Origin of the sequence: Dyella thailandensis (assembly GCF_050749815.1) — a bacterium.
In the GTDB taxonomy this organism is placed as follows: Bacteria; Pseudomonadota; Gammaproteobacteria; order Xanthomonadales; family Rhodanobacteraceae; genus Dyella_A.
The window spans coordinates 1,650,824-1,670,481 of sequence record NZ_CP192735.1 but is presented as its reverse complement, the minus strand read 5'-3'; the positions used below and the strand labels follow the sequence as shown (position 1 = coordinate 1,670,481).

The window sequence follows — 19,658 nt, the reverse complement described above, 5'->3', positions numbered from 1 at the left end:
CTCAGTCCAGCGTCACCACCTGGTTGCGACCGCGCCGCTTGGCCTCGTACAGCGCGCTGTCGGCGGTGGCGAGCAGGGCATCCAGCGGCTTTTCGCCCGCCACCGCGGTGGCCACGCCCACGCTCACCGTCACTACGCCATGGGGGCTGCCCGCGTTGGGCACGGCCAGCGATTCCACCGCGTGACGCAGCCGCTCGGCCACCACCAGGCCGGCCTGCAACGAGGCGCCGGGCATCACCAGCGCGAACTCCTCGCCGCCGTAGCGCCCGAGCACGTCGCCACGCCGGCCGGCCGCACCGGCCAGCGCCTCGCTGACGCGGCGCAGGCAGGCGTCACCGGCCGGATGGCCATAGCTGTCGTTGAGACGCTTGAAGAAATCGACGTCGATCATCAGCACGGTGAGGCGGGCCAGGCCGGGTCCGTGTTCGGCGTAGGCGCGTTCCAGCGCCTCGTCGAGCGCGCGGCGGTTGGGCAGGCCGGTGAGGCTGTCGGTGTGCGCCAGCCGCTCGAACGCATCGTTCTTTTGCTGCAGGCCTTCCTCGATCTTGATGTGCTGCACCTGGGTCAGGGTGGTGCGCGCGCCGTAGCCGAGCACCGCCACCACCACGCCGGCCACGCCCAGATAGAAACGCTCCCGCAGCAGGATGATCGCCACTACCAGCAGCGCCAGCGCCATCAACAGCGGACTGGCGCTGCGCACGAAGCGCACCAGTGCCGGCGACGGCGGCTTTGCCGTGGGCGCCGGCTCGTGGTCGCGCCAGGCCTCCAGCGCGAAGGCGAGAAAGGCGATGTCGATCAGCGGATCGCGCAGCGAGCCGAAATCCGGGTGATCGCCCAGCGCAACGAAATGGTTGTAGTAGAAGGTGATCAGCGTATACAGCCCGGTGAACAGCACCATCGCCCGGTAGAAATGGCGCTCGCCGCGGCGGTCGGCGGCGCTCAGCCGGATGGCCGACGCCACCAGCAGAAACAGGTTTTCGGCGTCGAACATCGTCGCCACCAGCAGCGCCTGGGTCAGGCTGCCGGCGCCGCGCAGGGTGAGCAGGCTGAAGGTGTGCACGTAGAACAGATAGCCCAGCGCCAAGGCCAGCGCCGCGTCGATCACCCGCAGCAGCACCGACTCGCCTTCCACGTACGAGGCGGACACCGCCAGCACGATCGGCACGCCGAACAGGATGAACAGCAGCGTGCTGTCCCCCGGTGCCGCGTTGGGGTTGTCCAGGAACAGGTCCTGGCGAAGGCTGGCGAGCATGCCCAGCGTCCACAGCGCCATGGCCAGCGCCGCCAGCAGCCAGCCGCGGCTGTGCCGCCAGCCATCGCGCATGCTCCGGCGCAACGCGGCGGTGCATGCCAGCGCCGGTGCCGCTAGCAGGAACACGTAGGAGGTCTGCATCGCGAACGCAGGCAGGAAGAAGATGGCCGACGCATGCAACAGCACGAACACGCACGCGAGGAGCAGGGTCATCGGTGGCTTCCTTGTTCTACTCCGGCCCGATGGGCGCGGCGTGTCGCCACTACTACTACGCGTCGCAGCCCGCGGCAACCGACGCCTGCGCGCGCCACGCGATGTGGCACAGGTCATGGTCAAGGACGCCGCAGTTGGGTGCACACTGTGCGCTCCTTTCGTCACGGAGACCCGCCATGCGCCTGACCCTGCTTGCCGCCACGCTCATGCTTGCCCTGCCTGTCGCCGCCTCGGCCGCGGCTTCCTCCGGACACGCCACCTCCACGCCCGCCTATGTGCGCCAGGCGGTGGCCGACCCCGCCCGCAAGCTCGATGCCTCCAACGATGCACGCCGCAAGGTGGCCGCGCTGATGACCTTCGCCGAGGTGAAGCCCGGCCAGAAGGTGGTGGACCTGATTCCCGGCAGCGGCTATTTCAGCCGCGTGTTCAGCGCCATTGTCGGCCCGAAGGGCAAGGTCTACGGGATCTGGCCGGATGCCTACAACAAGGAGTCCGGCTCCGATTCGGACAACCTGCGCAAGCTCGCCGGCGAGCCGCACTACGCCAACATCAGCGTACTGGTGCAGCCGGCCGCGCAGTTCTCCACGCCCGAGCCGGTGGACCTCGTGTTCACCTCGCAGAACTATCACGACTATCCGGACAAGTTCATGGGCAGCCTCGATCCGGTGGCGTTCGACAAGCAGGTGTTCGCCGCGCTCAAGCCCGGTGGCCTGTTCGTGGTAGTCGATCACGTGGCGCCGGCCGGCTCGGGCATGCGCGATACCGACACGCTGCACCGCATCGATCCGGCCATTGTGAAGCAGCAGGTGGAATCGGCCGGCTTCGTGTTCGACGGCGAGAGCAACGTGCTGCGCAACCCGAAGGATCCGCATGACATCAAGGTGTTCGACAAGTCGATCCGCGGCCACACCGATCAGTTCGTCTACCGGTTCCGCAAGCCCAAGGGCTGAGGCGTGACCGTCACGGACGACGATCCGAAGCCGCAGCCGCCGTCGACGCCCGATCCGCTCGACTGCTGCGGCGAGGGCTGCGTGCGGTGCATCTACGACGTCCATGAGGAGGCGATGGACTGCTATCGCGACGCGTTGGCCGCCTGGCTGGCGCGTCATCCCGACGCATCCGGCTGAGCCGGACGCCTTGCCGGGAATGTCGCGACAAGCCCCGGCCGGGCGTGTACGTGATTCCCCCGATCTCGCCGCCGCAGCGTGCGCTGGTCGGCAAATGGACGTCCAAAACCGCGCGCAGGATTGATCGAGGTGGTGCCGCGGGTTAGATTCCCTGGCTCGTCTCAGGGGGAATACGTCATGAAGCGCATCGCACTGGCTATCGCCGGTACCGTTCTTTTGTCCGCATGCGGCCACGACACGCGCACGCCGGTGGCGCTGGGCACGTTGGTGGTGCCCAATCAGGCGCCCTGGCTGATCCTGTCACCGGGTCCGGAGCAGGTGGAACTGCGTGGCCTGGACAGCACCTTGAAGTTCCTGCCCGATCCGCCGCTGGCCAAGGCGCTGGAGGCGCAGCTGCGCGCCGGCGTGCAGCAGGATTACTTCGCCAACCTCACCATCGCCTGCGACGACATCAAGGCGGGGATGAAGGTGGACACCGACGAGGCACCGGATACCGTGCTGCTCGATCTGTCCCTGCGCTGCACGATCAACGCCAGCGGCCGGGTGAGCAGCCACGCGTACGCAGTGTCGCCGACCACGCCGGTGCCGGCCGGCTCCAGCGAGGCGACCTATGCCCAGGCCCTGGGCGTGCTGCTGCGTAAGGGCGCCGGGCAGATCGGCACCCAACTGTCGACCGATGTGCGGGCCAGCCGTCCCACTCCTTGAGTCGACCGGACGCCGCTAGACGGCGCGGGCCTCGGCGTCGCGGAACTGGCGGCGCAGGTCCTGCTGGCAGCGTTCGATCATGGCCGGAGTGAAGAACTCCGGCCATGCGCTGCTCAGGTCGGTGTCCGGCGAGGCGAGCGCGTGCTCGCCCAGCACCTGGGCCATCGCCAGCGTGTCGGCGCACAGCAGGGCGCGGCCGAGCGAACTTTCCGGCGGCGTGCCGGCTGCGGTGCGTTCCTCCAGCGCGTTGAGCACGTTGGCGGGCAGGTTCCAGTGGTGCGCCGCCCGCAGCGAAAGCTGCGCCGCCAGCTTGGCGCACGAGGCGAGGAAGTGGCTGGTCAGCGGGCCCAGTTCGGCCGGCGCTTCCTGGTCGAGCACGCGCACCACAGCGCCGGTGCCGGTGTTGCACACGATGCCGGCCAGGTACGCCTCGAACGGGTCGGAGCTGCCCTTGCCGAGATAGGCGCAGGCGTGCGCGCAGCGCTCGGCGTGGTCCCACAGCCGTTGCCCCGCGACGTGGCCGAACATGCCCGCGCTGGCGTGCAGGATCGGTTTCATCACGTGCATCGTCACCACCCGGCGCAGGCCGTCCTGGCCGAGCAGCACCACCGCGTGCTGCAGGCTCTGGATCGGGTGCAGGGTGCGGTAGTAGATGCTGCGGCTGACCCGCATCACTTCGCCTACCAGCACCGGATCGCGGCCGATCAGCTTGGCCAGCTGGGCGCCGCCGACGGTGTCGCTCTTGAGCGAGCGCAGCAGCTGCGGCAGCACGGTGGGCAGGCGCGGCAGGCTGCGTACGTCGAATGCGGTGCAGGTGCTTTGCAGGCGCCGCAGGATCGTCCGCTCTTCCTGGCTGGGCTCGCTGGCGTGGTAGTCGGGCAGGCCGAGCACGTAGCGGTGGAAGCGGTCGCCCAGCATCGCCAGTGACATCGCCTCGTGCGCGGCGGCGGTCGCCTCGGGGCTGGAAACGGCCTGGCCGTGCGGCGCGGGCGTGGGTCGGGGACGCGCCGGCGCGCGCGCCGGGGGCGGCGCATCCGCGTATCCCAGAATCCAGCGCCACAGGTTTTGCATGCACGCTCCCCCGGCCGGAACATCCGGCCTCGCAGCGGTGTTAACGGCCCGGAGGCGAAAAAATGTAGGCCGTGGCCCGGCGGGGTGGCATTGGCCCCCAGCCGCCCCTACGTAGAGAGGCTCCCGCCCCAGTGAGCCGCGCATGATTCCCTTCTCCATCCTGGACCTGGCCCCCGTCACCGAAGGCAGCGATTCCGCCCGGTCGTTCCGTCATTCGCTGCAGCTGGCCCAGTTGGGCGAGCGGCTGGGCTACCGCCGCTACTGGCTGGCCGAACATCACAACATGCCCGGCATCGCCAGCGCGGCGACGGCGGTGCTGATCGGCCATATCGCCGGCGGCACCTCCACCATCCGCGTGGGCGCCGGCGGCATCATGCTGCCCAACCACGCGCCGCTGCAGGTGGCCGAGCAGTTCGGCACGCTGGCCTCGCTGTATCCGGGGCGGATCGACCTGGGCCTGGGCCGTGCACCGGGAACCGACCAAGCCACCGCGCGGGCCCTGCGGCGCTACTTCGACAGTGCCGATGCGTTCCCCAACGACGTGATGGAACTGCTGGGCTATTTCGAGCCGGCGAGGCCGGGACAGGCCGTGCGTGCGGTACCGGGGGCGGGGCTGGAGGTGCCGGTATGGCTGCTGGGGTCCAGCCTGTTCAGCGCGAAGCTGGCAGCGCAGCTCGGCCTGCCGTTCGCGTTCGCCTCGCACTTCGCGCCCGATGCGATGGACCAGGCGCTGGCGATCTACCGCCGCGACTTCCGCCCCTCGGCGCGCCTGGCTGAGCCGTACGCGATCCTCGCGCTCAACGTGGTGGCGGCCGACAGCGATGCCGAGGCAAGGCGCCTGTTCACGACCCAGCAGCAGGCGTTCGTGAATCTGCGCCGGGGGCGGCCGGGGCTGATCCCGCCGCCGATCGACGACATCGAGGCGTTCTGGACGCCCACCGAGCGGCTCGGCGTGGAGCAGGCGCTGGCCTGCGCGGTGGTGGGCGACCCGGACACGCTGCAGCGCGGGCTGGCTGCGTTCATCGCGCGGCACCGGCCGGACGAGTTGCTGCTCACCGCCAACGTCTTCGACCACGCCGCGCGGCTGCATTCGTTCGAGCTGGCCGCCGCCGCGCGCGACGCACTGGCGGTGGCCGCATGATCCACCGATTGCGCGCTTCGGGCATCATGGCGCTCTTTTCCGCACGGCCAAGCCCTACCGCATGAAGATTCCCCACGGCCTGCAGCCGCTGATCGACGATGGCGTGATCGACCAGGTGTTGCGTCCGCTCAAGAGCGGCAAGGAGGCCTCGGTGTACGTGGTGCGTTCGGGCGATCACATCCGCTGCGCCAAGGTCTACAAGGACATGGCCCAGCGCAGCTTCCAGCAGCGCGTGCAGTACCAGGAAGGGCGCAAGGTGCGCGGCAGCCGCGAGGCGCGCGCCATGGGCAAGGCCACCAAGTTCGGCCGCAAGGAGGCCGAGGCCGCCTGGAAGAACGCCGAGGTCGACGCGCTTTATCTGCTCAGCGACGCCGGCGTGCGGGTGCCGCGGCCGTACGGCTATTTCAACGGCGTGCTGCTGATGGAGCTGGTGGCCGACGAGGACGGTCACTCCGCGCCGCGGCTGGGCGAGGTGGATCTGGATGCAGACACCGCACGCGCCTGGCACCGCTTCCTGATGCATCAGGTGGCCCGCATGCTCTGCGTGGGGCTGATTCACGGTGATCTCTCGGAATACAACGTGCTGGTGGGGCCGGACGGCCCGGTGATCATCGACCTGCCGCAGGCGGTGAGCGCCGCCGGCAACAACAATGCGCGCTTCATGCTGCGCCGTGACGTGAGCAACCTCACCATCACCCTGGCGCGCTTCGCGCCGGAGCTGCTGGAAACGCACTACGCCGAGGAGATGTGGGCGCTGTTCGAGCAGAGTGAACTGCATCCGGACACCGAGCTCACCGGCCACTTCACCTTCGACGAGCGCGCCGCCGACGTGGACAGCGTGATGCAGTCGATCATCGATGCGCGCGAAGAGGCGATCATCCGTCAGCAGGGACGCGAGGCCGCGCCCGAGGATTGAGCGGGCGGCAGCCCGCACATGTAGGAGCGCACCCTGTGCGCGACCGGCTGTGCGGTTCACCGCGATGCCCGTCGCCCACAGGGTGGGCTCCTACAATAGCCCGCACCTGTAGGAGCGCGATGCCGGTATTGATCAAAAAGGGCCGAATGGCGGCCCTCTCGTTCAACCGCCGGAGGTGCCGTTCCCCTTGGCCGCCACCACCGGCAATTCCACGTAGCTGGAGTGGAACACTTCCTGCGTGGCCTTGCGGTAGTCCTCCGGCTTGGCCAGGAAGATGTTCGGCACGAAGGTCTGCGGGTTGCGGTCGTACAGGGGGAACCAGCTCGACTGGACCTGCACCATGATGCGATGGCCGGGCAGGAAGACGTGGTTGGTGGTCGGCAGCGCGAACGTGTAGGGCAGCGGCGTGTTGGCCTGGATCGGTTTGGCCTCGGCGAAACCTTCGCGGTAGCGGCCACGCAGGATGTCCATCGCCACGGCGAGCTGATAGCCGCCCATCTCCGGCTGGTTGGCCACCTCGTCGGGATACACGTCGATCAGCTTCACCACCCAATCGCTGTCGGTGCCAGTGGTGGAAGCGGTGAGGTGCACCTGCGGCTGGCCGGCGATGGTCAGCGGCGCGGTGAGCACGTCGGAGGTGTAGGTGAGCACGTCGGTGCGGCCTGAGGCCTCGCGCTGGTCGTCCACCAGCCACTGCGACCAGGTCTGCCCGGCGTCGTAACCCACCGGCTGGATCGGCCGCGCGCGGAACGGCACCGGGTGCGCGGGATCGGAAACATAGCGGTCGCCGCCGTCGTCGACCGGCCGGGTGAAGCTGGCCTTCATGGCGTCGCCCAGATACAGCGGCTTCGGCGTGATGGTGCAGCCATGGTCACAGCCGGAGGGCCAGCGCTGTAGCCGCTCCCAGCGATTGGTGCCGGTCTCGAATGCGGTCACCGGCGCCACGTCGGCCTTTGGTGCCTGGTTCTTCAGATACTGCGCCAGGAACGGCCGCAGCACCTGTTCGCGGAAATACCGGCCGGTGTCGCTGCCGAACTTCAGCGCACCCAGGGCGCTGGCGTCCTCGATCTCCTGGCCGTGGTGCCACGGGCCCATCACCAGCTTGACCATGTTGCCGCTGGTGTCCTTGGGCTTGATCGCCTTGTACACGGCGATGGCGCCGTAGATGTCTTCCTGATCCCACAGGCTGTGCACCAGCATCACCGGCACCTTCAGCGGCTCTTTCGCCAGCAGTTTGTCCACTGCCTGGTCCTGCCAGAAGCTGTCGTAGGCCGGGTGCGCCAGCACCTTCTTCCAGAACGGCAGCTGCTCCATGCCGTGCTGGCGCGCCAGCTCGCCGGCGGAGCCCGCGCGCAGGTAGAGGTCGTAGTCGTCGTGCACGTTCGACCACCACTTGGCCGAGTTGTCGCGGGTGGCGGTCTGCTCGTAGATGTAGGGCAGGTTCTGTTGGCGGAACGCGCCGTTGTGGAACCAGTCGTCGCCCATCCAGCCGTCGACCATCGGATTCATCGGCACCGACACCTTCAGCGCCGGATGCGGATGGATCAGCGCCATCAGCGGCTCGAAGCCGTCGTAGGAAATGCCCAGTGTGCCGACCTTGCCGTTGCTTTCCGGCACGTGCTTCACCAGCCAGTCGATGGTGTCGTAGGTGTCGGTGGCGTCGTCCACCGGGGTGGGGTTGATCGGCCCGTGCGGCGGGCGGTTCATCACGTAATCGCCTTCGGAGTGGTACTTGCCGCGCACGTCCTGCACCACGCGGATGTAGCCGTCTTCCACGATCACGTCGGCCGGGTTGTCGTAGCCCTCCAGGTTGGCGGCGAGGCTGCCGCTCTGCGCATGCGTGGTCAGCGCATCGGCGTCGTAAGGCGTGCGGGTGAGCACGATGCCGGCCTTCTTCGCGTGGTCGCCGTTGAGGTTCTTCGGCACCAGGATGACCGTGTGCAGCTTCACGCCGTCGCGCATGGGGATCATCACCACGCGGCGCTCGAAGTCGGCGTCGGCGTTGACCGGGGTGAACTTCGCCGGCGTCTCGCTGGGGTAGTTCGGGTACTGCGGAGCGGCATCCTGCCTGGCAAAGGCGCCGGCCGAGACGGCCAGCAGCGCGGTGGCAAACGCCGGCACGAGGCCGGCCCGGAGAGAGGCAGGAAGCAGCTTCAGCAACATCGCAGTGGGTCCCCTGGGTGAAAGGCCCACGTTATCAGGCGCTGCTGCGCACCGGCCATTAGCCGATGGTCAGGAGGGCCGGCGCGTTCCCCTTACGCGGCAGCCATGCGCGTCGCCGCGCGCACGCTGACGCTGTGGCTGCCGTCCATCAGTTGCAGCTCGCCGTCCTGGATCAGCGCCTGCAGGCGCATGCCGCGATCGAGCAGGCCGACCAGTTCCTGCACGGTGGCCTCGGGGATGTCCAGCACGGTGAGGTTGCGGAAGCGGGTGAGGCTGCTGGCGATCTTGTCCCACCACACGTCTGCCGCGCGGCCGCCGTAGTTGATCACCACCACTTGCCGCGATTTGGCGCAGGCCTTGCGGATGCGCGCCTCGTCCGGCTGGCCGAGTTCGATGGTGAGCTCGATCTCGTCGGCGTAGCTCTTGCGCCACAGGTCCGGTTCTTCCTCGTTGCTCAGGCCCTTGCCGAACTCCAGTCGCTCGTCGGCATACAGCGCGAAGGCGAGCAGGCGCACCATCAGGCGCTCCTCGGTTTCCGACGGGTGGCGGGCGAGCGTGAGCGCATGGGTGGCGTAGTAGTGCCGATCCATGTCGCTGACCTGCAGCTCGACCTTGTAGATGGTGGCGTTGAGAGCCATGCGGGGCATTCCGTGATGTCAGCCGTGCAGTGTAGTGGGGCGTTGCACATTTGGCGGGACCGCGCGCGGCTATCGCGTTACCCTGCGCGTTCGCTATGACTACCCGCATCCCCGCCAGCACCCTGCACCTGCCGCCCGGCGACTGGCCCACCGTGCTGGACTGCCTGTGCGACCACTTCGCAGCGATTTCCCGCGCGCAGTGGCTGGACCGCATCGCCCGCGGTCGCGTGCTCGATACCGATGGCGTGCCGATCACCGCGCACACGCCGTACCGCGTCGGCATGCCGGTGCGCTACTTTCGCGAGGTGGCCGACGAGCCGGTGATCCCTGGTGAAGTGCGCATCGTGCACGTGGACGAGCACCTGCTGGTGGCCGACAAGCCGCCGTTCCTGCCGGTGACCCCGGCGGGCGTCTATGTCACCCAGACGCTGCTGGCGCGGCTGGTGGCGGCCACCGGCCACGCGCACCTGGCACCTTTGCACCGGATCGATCGGCTTACCCGTGGCCTGGTGATGTTCTCGGTCCGCCCTGACACGCGCGACGCCTACCAGGCGCTGTTCCGCGAGCGGCGCATCGGCAAGGTGTACGAGGCGCTGGCGCCACCGCTGCCCGAGCTGGAATTTCCGCGTGTGCGACGCTCGCGCATCGAGCGCGGGGAGCCGTTCTTCCGCATGTGCGAGGTGTCGGGCGAGCCGAACAGCGAAACCCGGATCGACGTGATTGAACGCGGCGAGGCGCTGTGGCGTTATCGGCTGGAACCGCTGACGGGGCGCAAGCACCAGTTGCGCGTGCAGATGGCCGGGCTGGGCGCGGCGATCGCCAACGATCCGCTGTATCCGGCGCTGCAGCCCGAGGGGCCGGACGATCCTGCGCGGCCGCTTCAACTGCTGGCACGGGAGCTGGCGTTTGATGATCCGCTGAGCGGGGACGCGCGGCGGTTCTGCAGTGGGTTGTCGCTGATGGAGCCAGGTCGTTGAGGGTGCCTGCCCTTCGACTGCGCTGCGCTACGCTCAGGGCGAACGGAGGGGAGATGAAGTGCTATCGGATATGGGAGGAACCAACTGCACGCAGCCATCGCACTCACGCCGTTCCTATTGATTGAATATCTGGACGCGGCGATGGCTCAATCTCCACCCAAGCGCCATCCCCAACCGTTCGCCCTGAGCGTAGCGCAGCGCAGTCGAAGGGCATCGCGCCGCGCACCGGGCTCTTTGTTCACCTCCCCAAGAATCCGAATGCGATCGACGTGCCGACTGTTTGCGGTGGCGCTTTGCCTGCTACTCATTTCACCGCACACGCGTGCCGGTGAAGCACGCGGCGCGGCTCTCGCCACCCCCATCACCATAGTCACCGACACCCTCCAACTCCCCAGCCCCGCCTTCGCCCCGCAGGCCTTCCACATCACGCTCTACCTGCCGCCGGGCTATGCGAATAGCAGCACGCGCTACCCCGTGCTCTACGCCAACGATGGCCAGGACATGCCCGCGGTCGGCCTGCAGGCCACCCTCGCGAACCTCTACGCCCGGCACGCCATCGCACCGGTGATCGTGGTGGCGGTGGATGCGTTGCCTGATCGCCTCGCGCTCTACGGCCTGTTTGATCGCGCTCGCCGGCGCAGCGTGGTGGGTGGCTCGCGCTTCGGAGCCATCGGCGCGCAGGCGCAGACATATGCGCAGTGGTTCGTCGACACGCTGGTGCCGACCATCGATGCGCGCTACCGCACCCGCCCAACGGCGGCCGATCGCGCCGTGCTCGGCTGGTCGCTCGGCGCGTTGAGCGCGTTCGGCCTGGGCTGGAACGACCCGGACGTGTTCGGCACGGTGGGCGCGTTCTCGCCCTCGTTCTGGGTGGCCGGCGAGCGAATCAGCGCGGCTGCCGTGCAGCACTCGCGGCTGGCGCTGCGGATGGTCGACCGCGGACCGGCGCGTCCCACCCTGCGACTGTGGTTTTCCATCGGCACCGGCGAGGAAACCAGCGACCGCGACGGCGACGGCGTGATCGACGCGGTGGATGACCTGCGCGATCTCGTCGACGGCTGGCGCGACATCGACGGCACGCCGCGCCGCGGCCTGCGCCAGCTCGGCTATCGCGTGGTGCAGGGTGACCCGGCGCATCCGCCGCGGGCGGGGCAGGTGGGGCTGGACGTGGTGTCCGGTGCCCACCACGAGGAGAAGGCCTGGGCGGCCGTGCTGCCGGATTTCCTGCGCTGGGCATTCCCGCCGCCGGGCTGACGCGCCGGGCCATGCGGCGGTGCGCGCTGCCATGGCGCCCCGTTACCGGCTATCTTTCGGGCCTTGTCCATCCGGGGAGTCCCACACGTGAGCCAACCGAAAGCGCCGGGCGCCGAGCCGCGCACCGAATTGACCGTACGCGGCCTGATCATCGGCGTGGTGATCACCGTGGTGTTCACCGCCGCCAACGTGTTCTTCGGCCTCAAGGCCGGCCTCACCTTCGCCACCTCGATCCCCGCTGCGGTGATCTCGATGGCGCTGCTGCGCGGCTTCAAGGACTCCACCATCCAGGAAAACAACATCGTGCAGACGATCGCCTCGGCGGCCGGCACGTTGTCGTCGATCATCTTCGTGCTGCCGGGCATGATCATCATCGGCTGGTGGACCGGCTTCCCGTTCTGGCTGTCGTTCGCGATCTGCGCGCTGGGCGGCATCCTCGGCGTGATGTATTCGATCCCGCTGCGCCGCGCGCTGGTGACCGGCTCGGACCTGCCGTACCCCGAAGGCGTGGCCTGTGCCGAGGTGCTCAAGGTGGGCGCTGGCGACGACACGACCGATACCGCGACCGAGGAAAGCCGCGCCGGCCTGTTGGCCGTGGTGTGGGGCGCCATCGTCTCGGCGGTGTTCGCCGTGGTCGTGGCCACCCAGGTGTTCGCCTCCGATGTGGTGAAGTTCTTCCGGGTGAACGACCGCGGTGGCGTCACCGGCTTCGATCTGGGGCTGTCGTTTGCGCTGTTCGCGATCGGCCACCTGGTGGGCATTTCGGTGGGCATCGCGATGCTGGTCGGTGCGCTGATCGGCTGGGGCTGGGGCGTGCCACATTACGCGGCGCTCGCCGGTGGCACCGGTGCGCTGGCGGACATCGCCCAGGCCACCTGGAGCACCAAGGTGCGCTACGTGGGCGCCGGCGCCATCGGCGTGTCGGCGATCTGGACGCTGGCCAAGCTGGTCAAGCCGGTCATCAGCGGCCTGGCCGGCGCCATGGCCGCCAACCGCGTGCGCAAGGCCGGCCAGGCCGACACCCTGCCGCGCACCGAGCGCGACATGCCGATCGGTCTGGTCGGCCTGATCACGCTGGCCTGCTTCGTGCCGATCGCCTGGCTGCTCGGCCACTTCGCCAACCTCAGCGGGCTGGGCAGCCAGATCGGCGTGCTGGCGGTGGGCGGCGTGGCGTTCGTGGTGTTGATGGGCTTTTTCGTCTCCACCGTGTGCGGCTACATGGCCGGCCTCATCGGCTCGTCCAACAGTCCGCTGTCGGGCGTGGGCATCCTGGTGGTGATCTGCTCCTCGCTGCTGCTGGTGGCCTTCGTGCAGCCGCACCTGGCGCCGGATACCGGCAAGGCGCTGGTGGCGTTCTCGCTGTTTGTCACCGCGGTGGTGTTCACCGTGGCGGCGATCGCCAACAACAACCTGCAGGATCTCAAGACCGGCCAGCTGGTCGACGCCACGCCGTGGAAGCAGCAGGCCGCGTTGATCGTGGGTGTCATTGCCGGCGCGGCGGTGATCCCGCCGGTGCTGGACCTGGTGAACCAGGCCTACGGCTTCCTCGGTGCCCCGGGCGTCAATCCGGCCAATGCCTTGCCGGCACCGCAGGCAGGCCTGATCTCGGCGCTGGCGCAGGGCGTAATCCAGGGCAACATCGATTGGACGCTGATCGAGGTGGGCGCGGCGATCGGCGCCGCCATCATCGTCATCGACGAGGTGCTGGCCCGCGTCAGCCGCTTCCGCCTGCCGCCGCTGGCCGTGGGCCTTGGCATTTATCTGCCGACCGTCAGCACGCTGATGGTGGTGGTCGGTTCCGTCGTCGGCTGGGTCTACGACCGTCAGGCGGACAAGGGCCCGCGTGCCGAACCGGTGAAGCAGCTCGGCGTGCTGCTGGCCTCGGGCCTGATCGTGGGCGAGAGCATCATCGGCGTGGTGATCGCCGCCATCGTCGCCTTCGCCGACAAGCTCGGCCTGCGCAAGGACGGTCCGCTCGCCCTGGTCGGCCCCGGCTTCGCCGACTACGCCGTGTGGCTCGGTGGTGGCGCGTTCGCCATCGTGGTATTCGTGCTGTATCGCTGGGTCGGCCGGATGGGCCGGGCCGGGGCCTGACGACAGCGAGCGGCATCGGCGGCGCTGTCCGGATGGCGCCGCTGATGCCGCTCTGGTCGTCACCCCGGAGCAGCACGAAGAACGCTAGTCTGCGCCAGTTATCTTGACCGTCATCCCAGCAAAAGCTGGAGGCGCCTTTCAACAGCGAAGCTGGTCATCCAGCGCCTCCCGCCACATCCTTCGAAGCCAACCGCGATGCCACCCATCAACACCAGCAAACTCGACCGCGTCGTCGCCGACGCCCGCCGCGCCGCCGAACAGCGCGGCCACGGCTACCGCGACCGCGCCCTGAAGATGTACCCGTGGATCTGCGGCCGCTGCGCCCGCGAGTTCGACCGCAGCAACGTGCAGCAGCTCACCGTGCACCACTGCAACCACAACCACGACGACAACCCCGCCGACGGCAGCAACTGGGAACTGCTGTGCGTGTACTGCCACGACAACGAGCACCAGCGTTACCTCGACTACGACAGCGGCACCCTCGATCCGGGCGACGCGCAGGCCCCCGCCACCGGCAACCCCTTCGCCGACCTCAAGGCGATGCTGGAACGCAAGAAGTAGCCGCGCCCGCGCTGCAGAAACAGGCGGGGCTGAAGCCTCTCCTACAAAACGCAGACGAGCCCGCTTCACCTGTAGGAGCGACTTCAGTCGCGATGCTTTTTGCCGTCGCATGCATCGAAAAGCATCGCCCGCGAGCGGGCTCCTACAACAGCGCGACTCCCTGTAGGAGCGCGCTCGCGCGCGATGCTCTTCCTCCCGCTGCGCCAGCCTCATCCCAGCCCACCCGCATCACCCCGCGTACAATCACGGCCCGCCCGTTGCCCTGAAGCCGTGCCGATGTCCCCTGTAGCCGCCGCTCCCGTCGACGACGTGCTCGATGCGCTGTTTCTGCCGCTGGAGGCGGGCGCTTTGCGCCTGTCGGCCGACGCCCGCGTGCTGTTCCTGCGCGCCCGCGACGGCTTTCGCCTGCGCGAGATGGCGCGCCCCGCCTGGCGCGGTGAGCAGAGCTTCAAGCCGTTTGCCGAGGCGCTGGAGCGCAGCCGGTTCCGCGTCGACGCGCGCGTCGACGCGGAACATTTCGACCTCGTGCTCGTGCTGCCACCACGCCAGCGTGACGAGGCGCGCGCCGTGTTTGCACGCGCCGTGCAGCTCGCCGCGCCCGGCGGCGTGGTGCTGGCCTGCGTGCCGAACGCCGAAGGGGCCAAATCCGCCCAGGCCGATCTCGCCGCTCTGGCGAAGCAGGGCGGCCAGCTCTCCAAGCACAAATGCCGCGTGTTCTGGACCGCGCCACTCGATGGCTCGCACAACGCGGCGCTGCAGGCCGAATGGCTCGCCCTGGATGCGCCGCAGCGCAATGCCGCCGGCTACTGGAGCCGCCCCGGCCTGTTCGCGTGGGATCGCATCGACGCCGCCTCCGCGCTGCTTGCCGCTCATCTGCCGCACGACCTCGCCGGCCATGTGGCCGATCTGGGCGTCGGCTACGGCTACCTCGCCAGCGAGGTGATTGCGCGCTGCCCGGGCGTCACCGCGCTGGACGGCTTCGAGGCCGAGCAGCGCGCACTGGAACCCGCGCAACGCAACTTGGCCGAGGCGCAGGAGCGGGCAGGGCGCCAGGTCGCCGAGGCGCTGCATTGGCACGACGTCACCGCCGGCCTGCCGGGTCGCTACGATGCCATCGTCAGCAACCCGCCATTCCACCAGGGGCGCGCCGACCAGCCGGAACTCGGCCGCGCCTTCATCGCCGCCGCGGCCAACGCGCTGCAACCACACGGCCAGCTGTGGCTGGTCGCCAATCGCCACCTGCCGTACGAGGCCACGCTCACCGCGCTGTTCCGCGAGGTGAGCGCGGTCGCCGACGAAGGCGGCTTCAAGGTCATCACCGCCCGCGGAGTGCGCGCATGAAACTGGTCAAGCTGATCGCCAACCTGGGCTACGGCAGCCGCAAAGAAGTGCAGTGGATGTTCCGCGAGGGCCGCATCACCGACGCCGACGGTGAGGTGCTGTACGCCGACGACAAGGTGGAGCACGCGCAGATCCGCCTCGACGGCGAGCCGCTCGATCCGCCCGCCGGCATGGTGCTGATGATGCACAAGCCGCTCGGCGTCACCTGCTCGCGCAAGGACGGCGGTCGCGTGGTCTACGACCTGCTGCCGCCGCGCTACCGCATGCGCGATCCCGCGCTGTCCACCGTCGGCCGACTCGACCGCGACACCAGCGGCCTGCTGCTGTTCACCGACGACGGCGCGCTGCTGCACCGGATCATCTCGCCCAAGTCCCACGTGCCCAAGGTCTACGAGGCCACCCTCGCCAACGACCTGCGCGGCGACGAAGTCGCAATCTTCGCCAGCGGTACCCTGCTGCTGGAATCGGAAACGACCCCGCTGCTCCCCGCCGAGCTGGAGGTACTGGAACCCCGCAAAGCCCGCCTCACCCTGCACGAAGGCCGCTACCACCAGGTCCGCCGCATGTTTGCCGCCGTGGGCAACCACGTGGAGGCGCTGCACCGGGTGTCGGTGGGTGGGGTGGTGCTGGGGGATTTGCCTGCGGGGGAGTGGCGGATGTTGGGGGAAGGGGAGATCGCGGCGATTTTTGGCTGAGGCGCTTCGCCTCGCTTGGTCGGGATGGAGACACGCTACAGGATCAGGTCGCTGGATTAGGCTGCAAAGCAGATGTTAGGTTCCTGATCTGAAAAAGATGCTCGGGAAAGCGGATTCGCTTCGTCCGCATTGTGCCGCCGGATTAGGCGCTGCGTCTTGAAATCTACATGGTATTAGGCTAACGGATATGACGCCCACTGATGCAATGAGCAAGTGCGGCGGCTTAGGGGCAGCAATGACCTTTGCCGAAGTTCTTGATGGTTCCTACCGCTACCCGTCACGCTACTTTGTTGCTAAAGATGGCATTTGCAGCGAACTTGTATGCAGCGACACCACAGAGAAGTCAGTCGAACTGGCTCGCTCGCTGGCAGAAAGCAACGACAGCCAGTCGCCGGGTGTCGCAATCGCGTATGACTCCGCTCTTCGTTTTCAAAATGAAAAATTCGATGCTGTCATGGTGGAAATGCAGGCATTTGGCAGTTCTGCGATTCGATGCGTTGTCGCCCTTCCATATCTAAAGCGAGACGGTGGCGAACTAACTACGTATAGACCAAAGATTCTGGTTATAGAGCACATGACCCAACATGAGGCAGGCATGGTATTTGACGCCTTCTTTTCATGGTTCACCTCATCGGAGCGTGCCTACAGCCGCTGGAAGGCTGCGTATGTGGGCTAACGGCCGTCGTAATGTTGGGTTAATGGAATATTGGCCTATCTCATCATTCCACTGGAACTGCGCGAAAATCCGTGGCGGTTATAACCTGGCGTTGCGCCCAAGCGCGCGTGCGGAGTAGAAGACTCCCCCCGGGGGACCGGTAAGTGTTAGGCAGTCCGGGCGCAGAAGGCGCCCCGTGAGGGTCTCTCTGCAGAGTTGCTCGGTGACTGCCGCCGCGATTGCCGCCGCCAAGAAATCAGGCGTCAGAGTGCACTTTTCCTCGTCAAGAGTCGGGTTGGCATGGAGAAAGGTGCTCTCAGGGCAGCTCATGCGGAGCCGGTGTCTTCCGCGGCGCCCCGGAACGTAGCGTCCGCCTTGCGGCATTTCTTCTCGAACCAGTGGTGCGCATAGGGGTTCTGGTTGTACGCGGGGATCTCGCGGTAGCCGTTGCGCAGGTAAAGCGCGCGCGCTTCGACCAGTGAGCGGTTCGTATCCAGGCGCAGCGTACGCAGGCCGAGGACTACCGCCTGTTGCTCGATCGCGTCGAGCAGGCGCTGGGCGATGCCCAGGCCGCGGGCGGAAGGGTCGACCCACATCCGTTTGATTTCGCCGACGCCGCGCGGGCCGGCTTTCAGGGCGGCGCAACCGACGGCGCGACCGTCGAGGCGGGCTAGCAGCAGTACGCCGGCGGGCGGGGTAAGTTCATCGGGAGTGGCCGATACGGTCAGGGCCGGATCGAAGCCGGTGTCGAAGCGCGTCTTCAGTTCGGCGAAGTAGGCATCGAAGCAGGCGCGTGCGTCGCTGCTGGTGGGATCGGCTGGCTCGATCGCGACTTCGGAGGCGCGCATGAGCCGCTCGACCTCGGCCATGGCGGCGAGCAGGCGGGTGCGCTGGGAGGAGCCCAGCGGGGTGATCAGCGATGTGGCCATGGCCTGCGATTGCTGGTCCAGGGCCGTCCACTCCGCCAGGCCTTTGCGGGTGAGGGTGGCGCGACGGACGCGGGCATCGCCGGGTGCGGGCTTGCAGGCAACCAGGCCGCGCGCCTCGAGCGAGCGCAGCAGGCGGCTGAGGTAGCCCGAATCCAGGCCGAGCCGTTCGCGCAGATCGCGCAGGTCCGCGCCGTCGCGGCCGATCTCGAACAGCAGTCGCGACTCGCCCAGCGGGCGGCCGCGGCCGAGGTAGTCATCGCTCAGCGCACCGATGCGACGCGTGATCGCGCGATTGAACGCGCGTACTTGCTCGATATGGGTCGGATTCATTGTCTGACTTTAGTCAGATAATGGACCAGGCGTCAATCGCCGACAGCGCGGCGGCGAGGAGCGTGGCTGCGCTTGAAAAGCAGAAGGCGCCCCGCGGGGCGCCTTCTTTTTTACAGACTCTGTAGCTCAGCGGTTGCCGCTGCGGTTGCCACCGCCGCGATTGCCGCCACCGCCACCGCCGCCGGGACGGTTGCCGCCGCGGCCGCCAGGGCGGGCGCCTTGCGGCTTGCCGTTGCGGTTGCCACCGCGCGAGGGGCCGCCGCCGGGGCCGCGCGATTCACCGCCGCCGGCGCGGTTGCCGCCGCCGAAGCCGGAGTACGGGTTGGCGTTGCCGTGGCCGGCCGGACGCGGGGCGCCGGGCTTGCCACCGCCGCCGGGGCGACGCTTGCCGCCCGGGCCACCGGGACCGCCGGCGGGCTTGCCGCGCGGGGCCGAGGGGCCGCCGGCATAGCCGTCGCGGGTTTCACCGGCGAACCAGGTTCGCACCGAGGGCAGTTCCTGGCCCGGCGCGACGCCGCGCTTGCCGCGACCGCCGCCCTTGCGGGGCGCTCCGCTGCGCTCGGGGCGGGCGACGTTGCCATTCACTTCGCGACCGGGCGGGCGCGGGCGCTTGCCGCGGGTCATCGGCTCGTCGCGGATGCGATCGAACGCACGCAGCTCGCGCGCTTCGTCAGCGGCGGCGCTGCTCCAGGCGGTGGCGCTGCCGCGCTCGGGGCGGTATTCGGTGACGTTGCGGGCGGCGCGGCGCTGGTGCAGCACCGGGCTCAGCGTGAGCACGGGCTGGGGCGCGCCCAGGCCGGTGACCTTACGCAGCTCCTTGACTGCTTCTTCGCCGAGCGCCTCGCAATCGCCGCGGCGCAGGGCGCGCGGCAGCTGCACGGTGCCGTAGCGGATGCGCTTGAGGCGGCTGACCAGGAAGCCCTGGGAATCCCACAGGCGGCGCACTTCGCGGTTGCGGCCCTCGCGGATCACCACGCGGAACCAGCTGTGGCTGCCGCCGCGGCTGATTATGGCGATCTCGTCGAAGCGGGCGGGGCCGTCTTCCAGCTCCACGCCAGCCTTGAGCTTCTCGATGATCTCGTCGGGCACTTCGCCGTGCACGCGGCACAGGTACTCGCGCTCCAGCGCGCTCTTGGGATGCATCAGCGCGTTGGCCAGCTCGCCGTCGGTGGTGAGCAGCAGCAGGCCGGTGGTGTTGATGTCCAGGCGGCCCACGGCGACCCAGCGCGCGCCCTTCAGGCGCGGCAGCTGCTCGAACACGGTGGGCCGGCCTTCGGGATCGTCGCGCGTGCTCATCACGCCTTCGGGCTTGTGATAGATGAGCACTTCGGTTTCGTCGCGATTGTCGGTGGCGACGACGAACTGCTTGCCGTCGAGCACCACGCGATCGCCGGCGTGCACGCTGGCGCCGATGCCGGCGGGGGAGCCGTTGAGCTCGACCTCACCGGCCTGGATGCGCTGCTCCAGCATGCGGCGCGAGCCGAGGCCGGCGTTGGCCAGCACCTTGTGCAGGCGCTCTTCGAGCTGCGGCTCGTTTTCGTCGCGGGTGGCGCGTTTGAGGGTTAGTACGGATTTCTGCGGCGCAGTCATGCGCGT

General features: G+C 68.4%; 18 protein-coding genes. 12 read left to right on the top strand and 6 right to left on the bottom strand.

What is annotated here, in order from left to right:
* Window position 1: 1 nt before the first annotated feature.
* Window positions 2-1,465: a diguanylate cyclase gene (locus ACQVBX_RS07760; protein ID WP_431637646.1), complete on the bottom strand. Its 1,464-nt coding sequence runs from the start codon at window positions 1,463-1,465 to the stop codon at window positions 2-4.
* A gap of 176 nt (window positions 1,466-1,641) precedes the next feature.
* Between ACQVBX_RS07760 and ACQVBX_RS07755 the strand changes: the two genes are divergently transcribed.
* The 3 genes from ACQVBX_RS07755 to ACQVBX_RS07745 all read left to right on the top strand — a co-directional run bounded on the left by ACQVBX_RS07755 (window position 1,642) and on the right by ACQVBX_RS07745 (window position 3,297).
* A complete protein-coding gene (locus tag ACQVBX_RS07755; RefSeq protein ID WP_431637644.1) occupies window positions 1,642-2,415 on the top strand; it encodes a class I SAM-dependent methyltransferase in 774 nt (257 codons plus the stop codon).
* A gap of 3 nt (window positions 2,416-2,418) precedes the next feature.
* Window positions 2,419-2,592, top strand: coding sequence for an oxidoreductase-like domain-containing protein (locus tag ACQVBX_RS07750; RefSeq protein ID WP_431637642.1), 174 nt, complete (start codon window positions 2,419-2,421; stop codon window positions 2,590-2,592).
* Window positions 2,593-2,769: 177 nt separating this feature from the next.
* Window positions 2,770-3,297, top strand: coding sequence for a hypothetical protein (locus ACQVBX_RS07745; RefSeq protein WP_431637639.1), 528 nt, complete (start codon window positions 2,770-2,772; stop codon window positions 3,295-3,297).
* 15 nt (window positions 3,298-3,312) lie between these two features.
* Here ACQVBX_RS07745 and ACQVBX_RS07740 read toward each other — a convergent pair whose 3' ends face one another.
* Complete coding sequence (locus ACQVBX_RS07740; protein WP_431637638.1) at window positions 3,313-4,368, bottom strand: HDOD domain-containing protein; 1,056 nt, start codon at window positions 4,366-4,368, stop codon at window positions 3,313-3,315.
* A gap of 142 nt (window positions 4,369-4,510) precedes the next feature.
* Between ACQVBX_RS07740 and ACQVBX_RS07735 the strand changes: the two genes are divergently transcribed.
* Complete coding sequence (locus ACQVBX_RS07735) at window positions 4,511-5,509, top strand: LLM class flavin-dependent oxidoreductase (RefSeq protein ID WP_431637636.1); 999 nt, start codon at window positions 4,511-4,513, stop codon at window positions 5,507-5,509.
* A 61-nt stretch (window positions 5,510-5,570) separates the two neighbouring features.
* Window positions 5,571-6,425: a PA4780 family RIO1-like protein kinase gene (locus tag ACQVBX_RS07730; protein ID WP_431637634.1), complete on the top strand. Its 855-nt coding sequence runs from the start codon at window positions 5,571-5,573 to the stop codon at window positions 6,423-6,425.
* Window positions 6,426-6,587: 162 nt separating this feature from the next.
* Here the strand turns inward: ACQVBX_RS07730 and ACQVBX_RS07725 are convergent, their stop codons facing one another.
* The gene (locus ACQVBX_RS07725) at window positions 6,588-8,588 is read right to left on the bottom strand and encodes a CocE/NonD family hydrolase (RefSeq protein WP_431637631.1); all 2,001 of its coding nucleotides are present in this window, start codon (window positions 8,586-8,588) and stop codon (window positions 6,588-6,590) included.
* 92 nt (window positions 8,589-8,680) lie between these two features.
* Entirely contained in the window at window positions 8,681-9,226 is a 546-nt protein-coding gene (locus ACQVBX_RS07720; RefSeq protein WP_431637630.1) for a YaeQ family protein, read from the bottom strand.
* 95 nt (window positions 9,227-9,321) lie between these two features.
* Between ACQVBX_RS07720 and ACQVBX_RS07715 the strand changes: the two genes are divergently transcribed.
* The 7 genes from ACQVBX_RS07715 to ACQVBX_RS07685 all read left to right on the top strand — a co-directional run bounded on the left by ACQVBX_RS07715 (window position 9,322) and on the right by ACQVBX_RS07685 (window position 16,824).
* Window positions 9,322-10,203: a pseudouridine synthase gene (locus ACQVBX_RS07715; protein ID WP_431637629.1), complete on the top strand. Its 882-nt coding sequence runs from the start codon at window positions 9,322-9,324 to the stop codon at window positions 10,201-10,203.
* 258 nt (window positions 10,204-10,461) lie between these two features.
* Complete coding sequence (locus ACQVBX_RS07710) at window positions 10,462-11,457, top strand: alpha/beta hydrolase (RefSeq protein WP_431637627.1); 996 nt, start codon at window positions 10,462-10,464, stop codon at window positions 11,455-11,457.
* Between the two features lie 87 nt (window positions 11,458-11,544).
* Complete coding sequence (locus ACQVBX_RS07705) at window positions 11,545-13,551, top strand: OPT family oligopeptide transporter (protein ID WP_431637625.1); 2,007 nt, start codon at window positions 11,545-11,547, stop codon at window positions 13,549-13,551.
* A gap of 195 nt (window positions 13,552-13,746) precedes the next feature.
* The gene (locus ACQVBX_RS07700) at window positions 13,747-14,112 is read left to right on the top strand and encodes a YajD family HNH nuclease (RefSeq protein WP_431637624.1); all 366 of its coding nucleotides are present in this window, start codon (window positions 13,747-13,749) and stop codon (window positions 14,110-14,112) included.
* A 276-nt stretch (window positions 14,113-14,388) separates the two neighbouring features.
* Window positions 14,389-15,453: a class I SAM-dependent methyltransferase gene (locus tag ACQVBX_RS07695; protein ID WP_431637622.1), complete on the top strand. Its 1,065-nt coding sequence runs from the start codon at window positions 14,389-14,391 to the stop codon at window positions 15,451-15,453.
* Window positions 15,450-16,148 carry a pseudouridine synthase gene (locus tag ACQVBX_RS07690; RefSeq protein WP_431637620.1) on the top strand — a complete coding sequence of 233 codons (699 nt, stop codon included), beginning with the start codon at window positions 15,450-15,452 and terminating at the stop codon, window positions 16,146-16,148. Before ACQVBX_RS07695 ends, ACQVBX_RS07690 begins: the two co-directional genes overlap by 4 nt.
* Before the next feature lie 235 nt (window positions 16,149-16,383).
* Window positions 16,384-16,824, top strand: a complete 441-nt coding sequence (locus tag ACQVBX_RS07685) for a hypothetical protein (RefSeq protein WP_431637618.1) — start codon at window positions 16,384-16,386, stop codon at window positions 16,822-16,824.
* A 305-nt stretch (window positions 16,825-17,129) separates the two neighbouring features.
* Here ACQVBX_RS07685 and ACQVBX_RS07680 read toward each other — a convergent pair whose 3' ends face one another.
* Together ACQVBX_RS07680 and ACQVBX_RS07675 are read right to left on the bottom strand one after the other, a co-directional pair.
* Window positions 17,130-18,062 carry a bifunctional helix-turn-helix transcriptional regulator/GNAT family N-acetyltransferase gene (locus ACQVBX_RS07680; protein ID WP_431637616.1) on the bottom strand — a complete coding sequence of 311 codons (933 nt, stop codon included), beginning with the start codon at window positions 18,060-18,062 and terminating at the stop codon, window positions 17,130-17,132.
* A 126-nt stretch (window positions 18,063-18,188) separates the two neighbouring features.
* The gene (locus tag ACQVBX_RS07675) at window positions 18,189-19,652 is read right to left on the bottom strand and encodes a pseudouridine synthase (protein ID WP_431637614.1); all 1,464 of its coding nucleotides are present in this window, start codon (window positions 19,650-19,652) and stop codon (window positions 18,189-18,191) included.
* Window positions 19,653-19,658 lie beyond the last annotated feature (6 nt).

Coding starts and splice junctions, on each gene's coding strand:
- ACQVBX_RS07725 (WP_431637631.1), bottom strand. CDS start 8,588: ATGTTGCTGAAGCTGCTTCCTGCCTCTCTCCGGGCCGGCCTCGTGCCG.
- ACQVBX_RS07700 (WP_431637624.1), top strand. CDS start 13,747: ATGCCACCCATCAACACCAGCAAACTCGACCGCGTCGTCGCCGACGCC.
- ACQVBX_RS07740 (WP_431637638.1), bottom strand. CDS start 4,368: ATGCAAAACCTGTGGCGCTGGATTCTGGGATACGCGGATGCGCCGCCC.
- ACQVBX_RS07715 (WP_431637629.1), top strand. CDS start 9,322: ATGACTACCCGCATCCCCGCCAGCACCCTGCACCTGCCGCCCGGCGAC.
- ACQVBX_RS07755 (WP_431637644.1), top strand. CDS start 1,642: ATGCGCCTGACCCTGCTTGCCGCCACGCTCATGCTTGCCCTGCCTGTC.
- ACQVBX_RS07730 (WP_431637634.1), top strand. CDS start 5,571: ATGAAGATTCCCCACGGCCTGCAGCCGCTGATCGACGATGGCGTGATC.
- ACQVBX_RS07685 (WP_431637618.1), top strand. CDS start 16,384: ATGACCTTTGCCGAAGTTCTTGATGGTTCCTACCGCTACCCGTCACGC.
- ACQVBX_RS07745 (WP_431637639.1), top strand. CDS start 2,770: ATGAAGCGCATCGCACTGGCTATCGCCGGTACCGTTCTTTTGTCCGCA.
- ACQVBX_RS07690 (WP_431637620.1), top strand. CDS start 15,450: ATGAAACTGGTCAAGCTGATCGCCAACCTGGGCTACGGCAGCCGCAAA.
- ACQVBX_RS07720 (WP_431637630.1), bottom strand. CDS start 9,226: ATGGCTCTCAACGCCACCATCTACAAGGTCGAGCTGCAGGTCAGCGAC.
- ACQVBX_RS07735 (WP_431637636.1), top strand. CDS start 4,511: ATGATTCCCTTCTCCATCCTGGACCTGGCCCCCGTCACCGAAGGCAGC.
- ACQVBX_RS07675 (WP_431637614.1), bottom strand. CDS start 19,652: ATGACTGCGCCGCAGAAATCCGTACTAACCCTCAAACGCGCCACCCGC.
- ACQVBX_RS07680 (WP_431637616.1), bottom strand. CDS start 18,062: ATGAATCCGACCCATATCGAGCAAGTACGCGCGTTCAATCGCGCGATC.
- ACQVBX_RS07760 (WP_431637646.1), bottom strand. CDS start 1,465: ATGACCCTGCTCCTCGCGTGCGTGTTCGTGCTGTTGCATGCGTCGGCC.
- ACQVBX_RS07710 (WP_431637627.1), top strand. CDS start 10,462: ATGCGATCGACGTGCCGACTGTTTGCGGTGGCGCTTTGCCTGCTACTC.
- ACQVBX_RS07695 (WP_431637622.1), top strand. CDS start 14,389: ATGTCCCCTGTAGCCGCCGCTCCCGTCGACGACGTGCTCGATGCGCTG.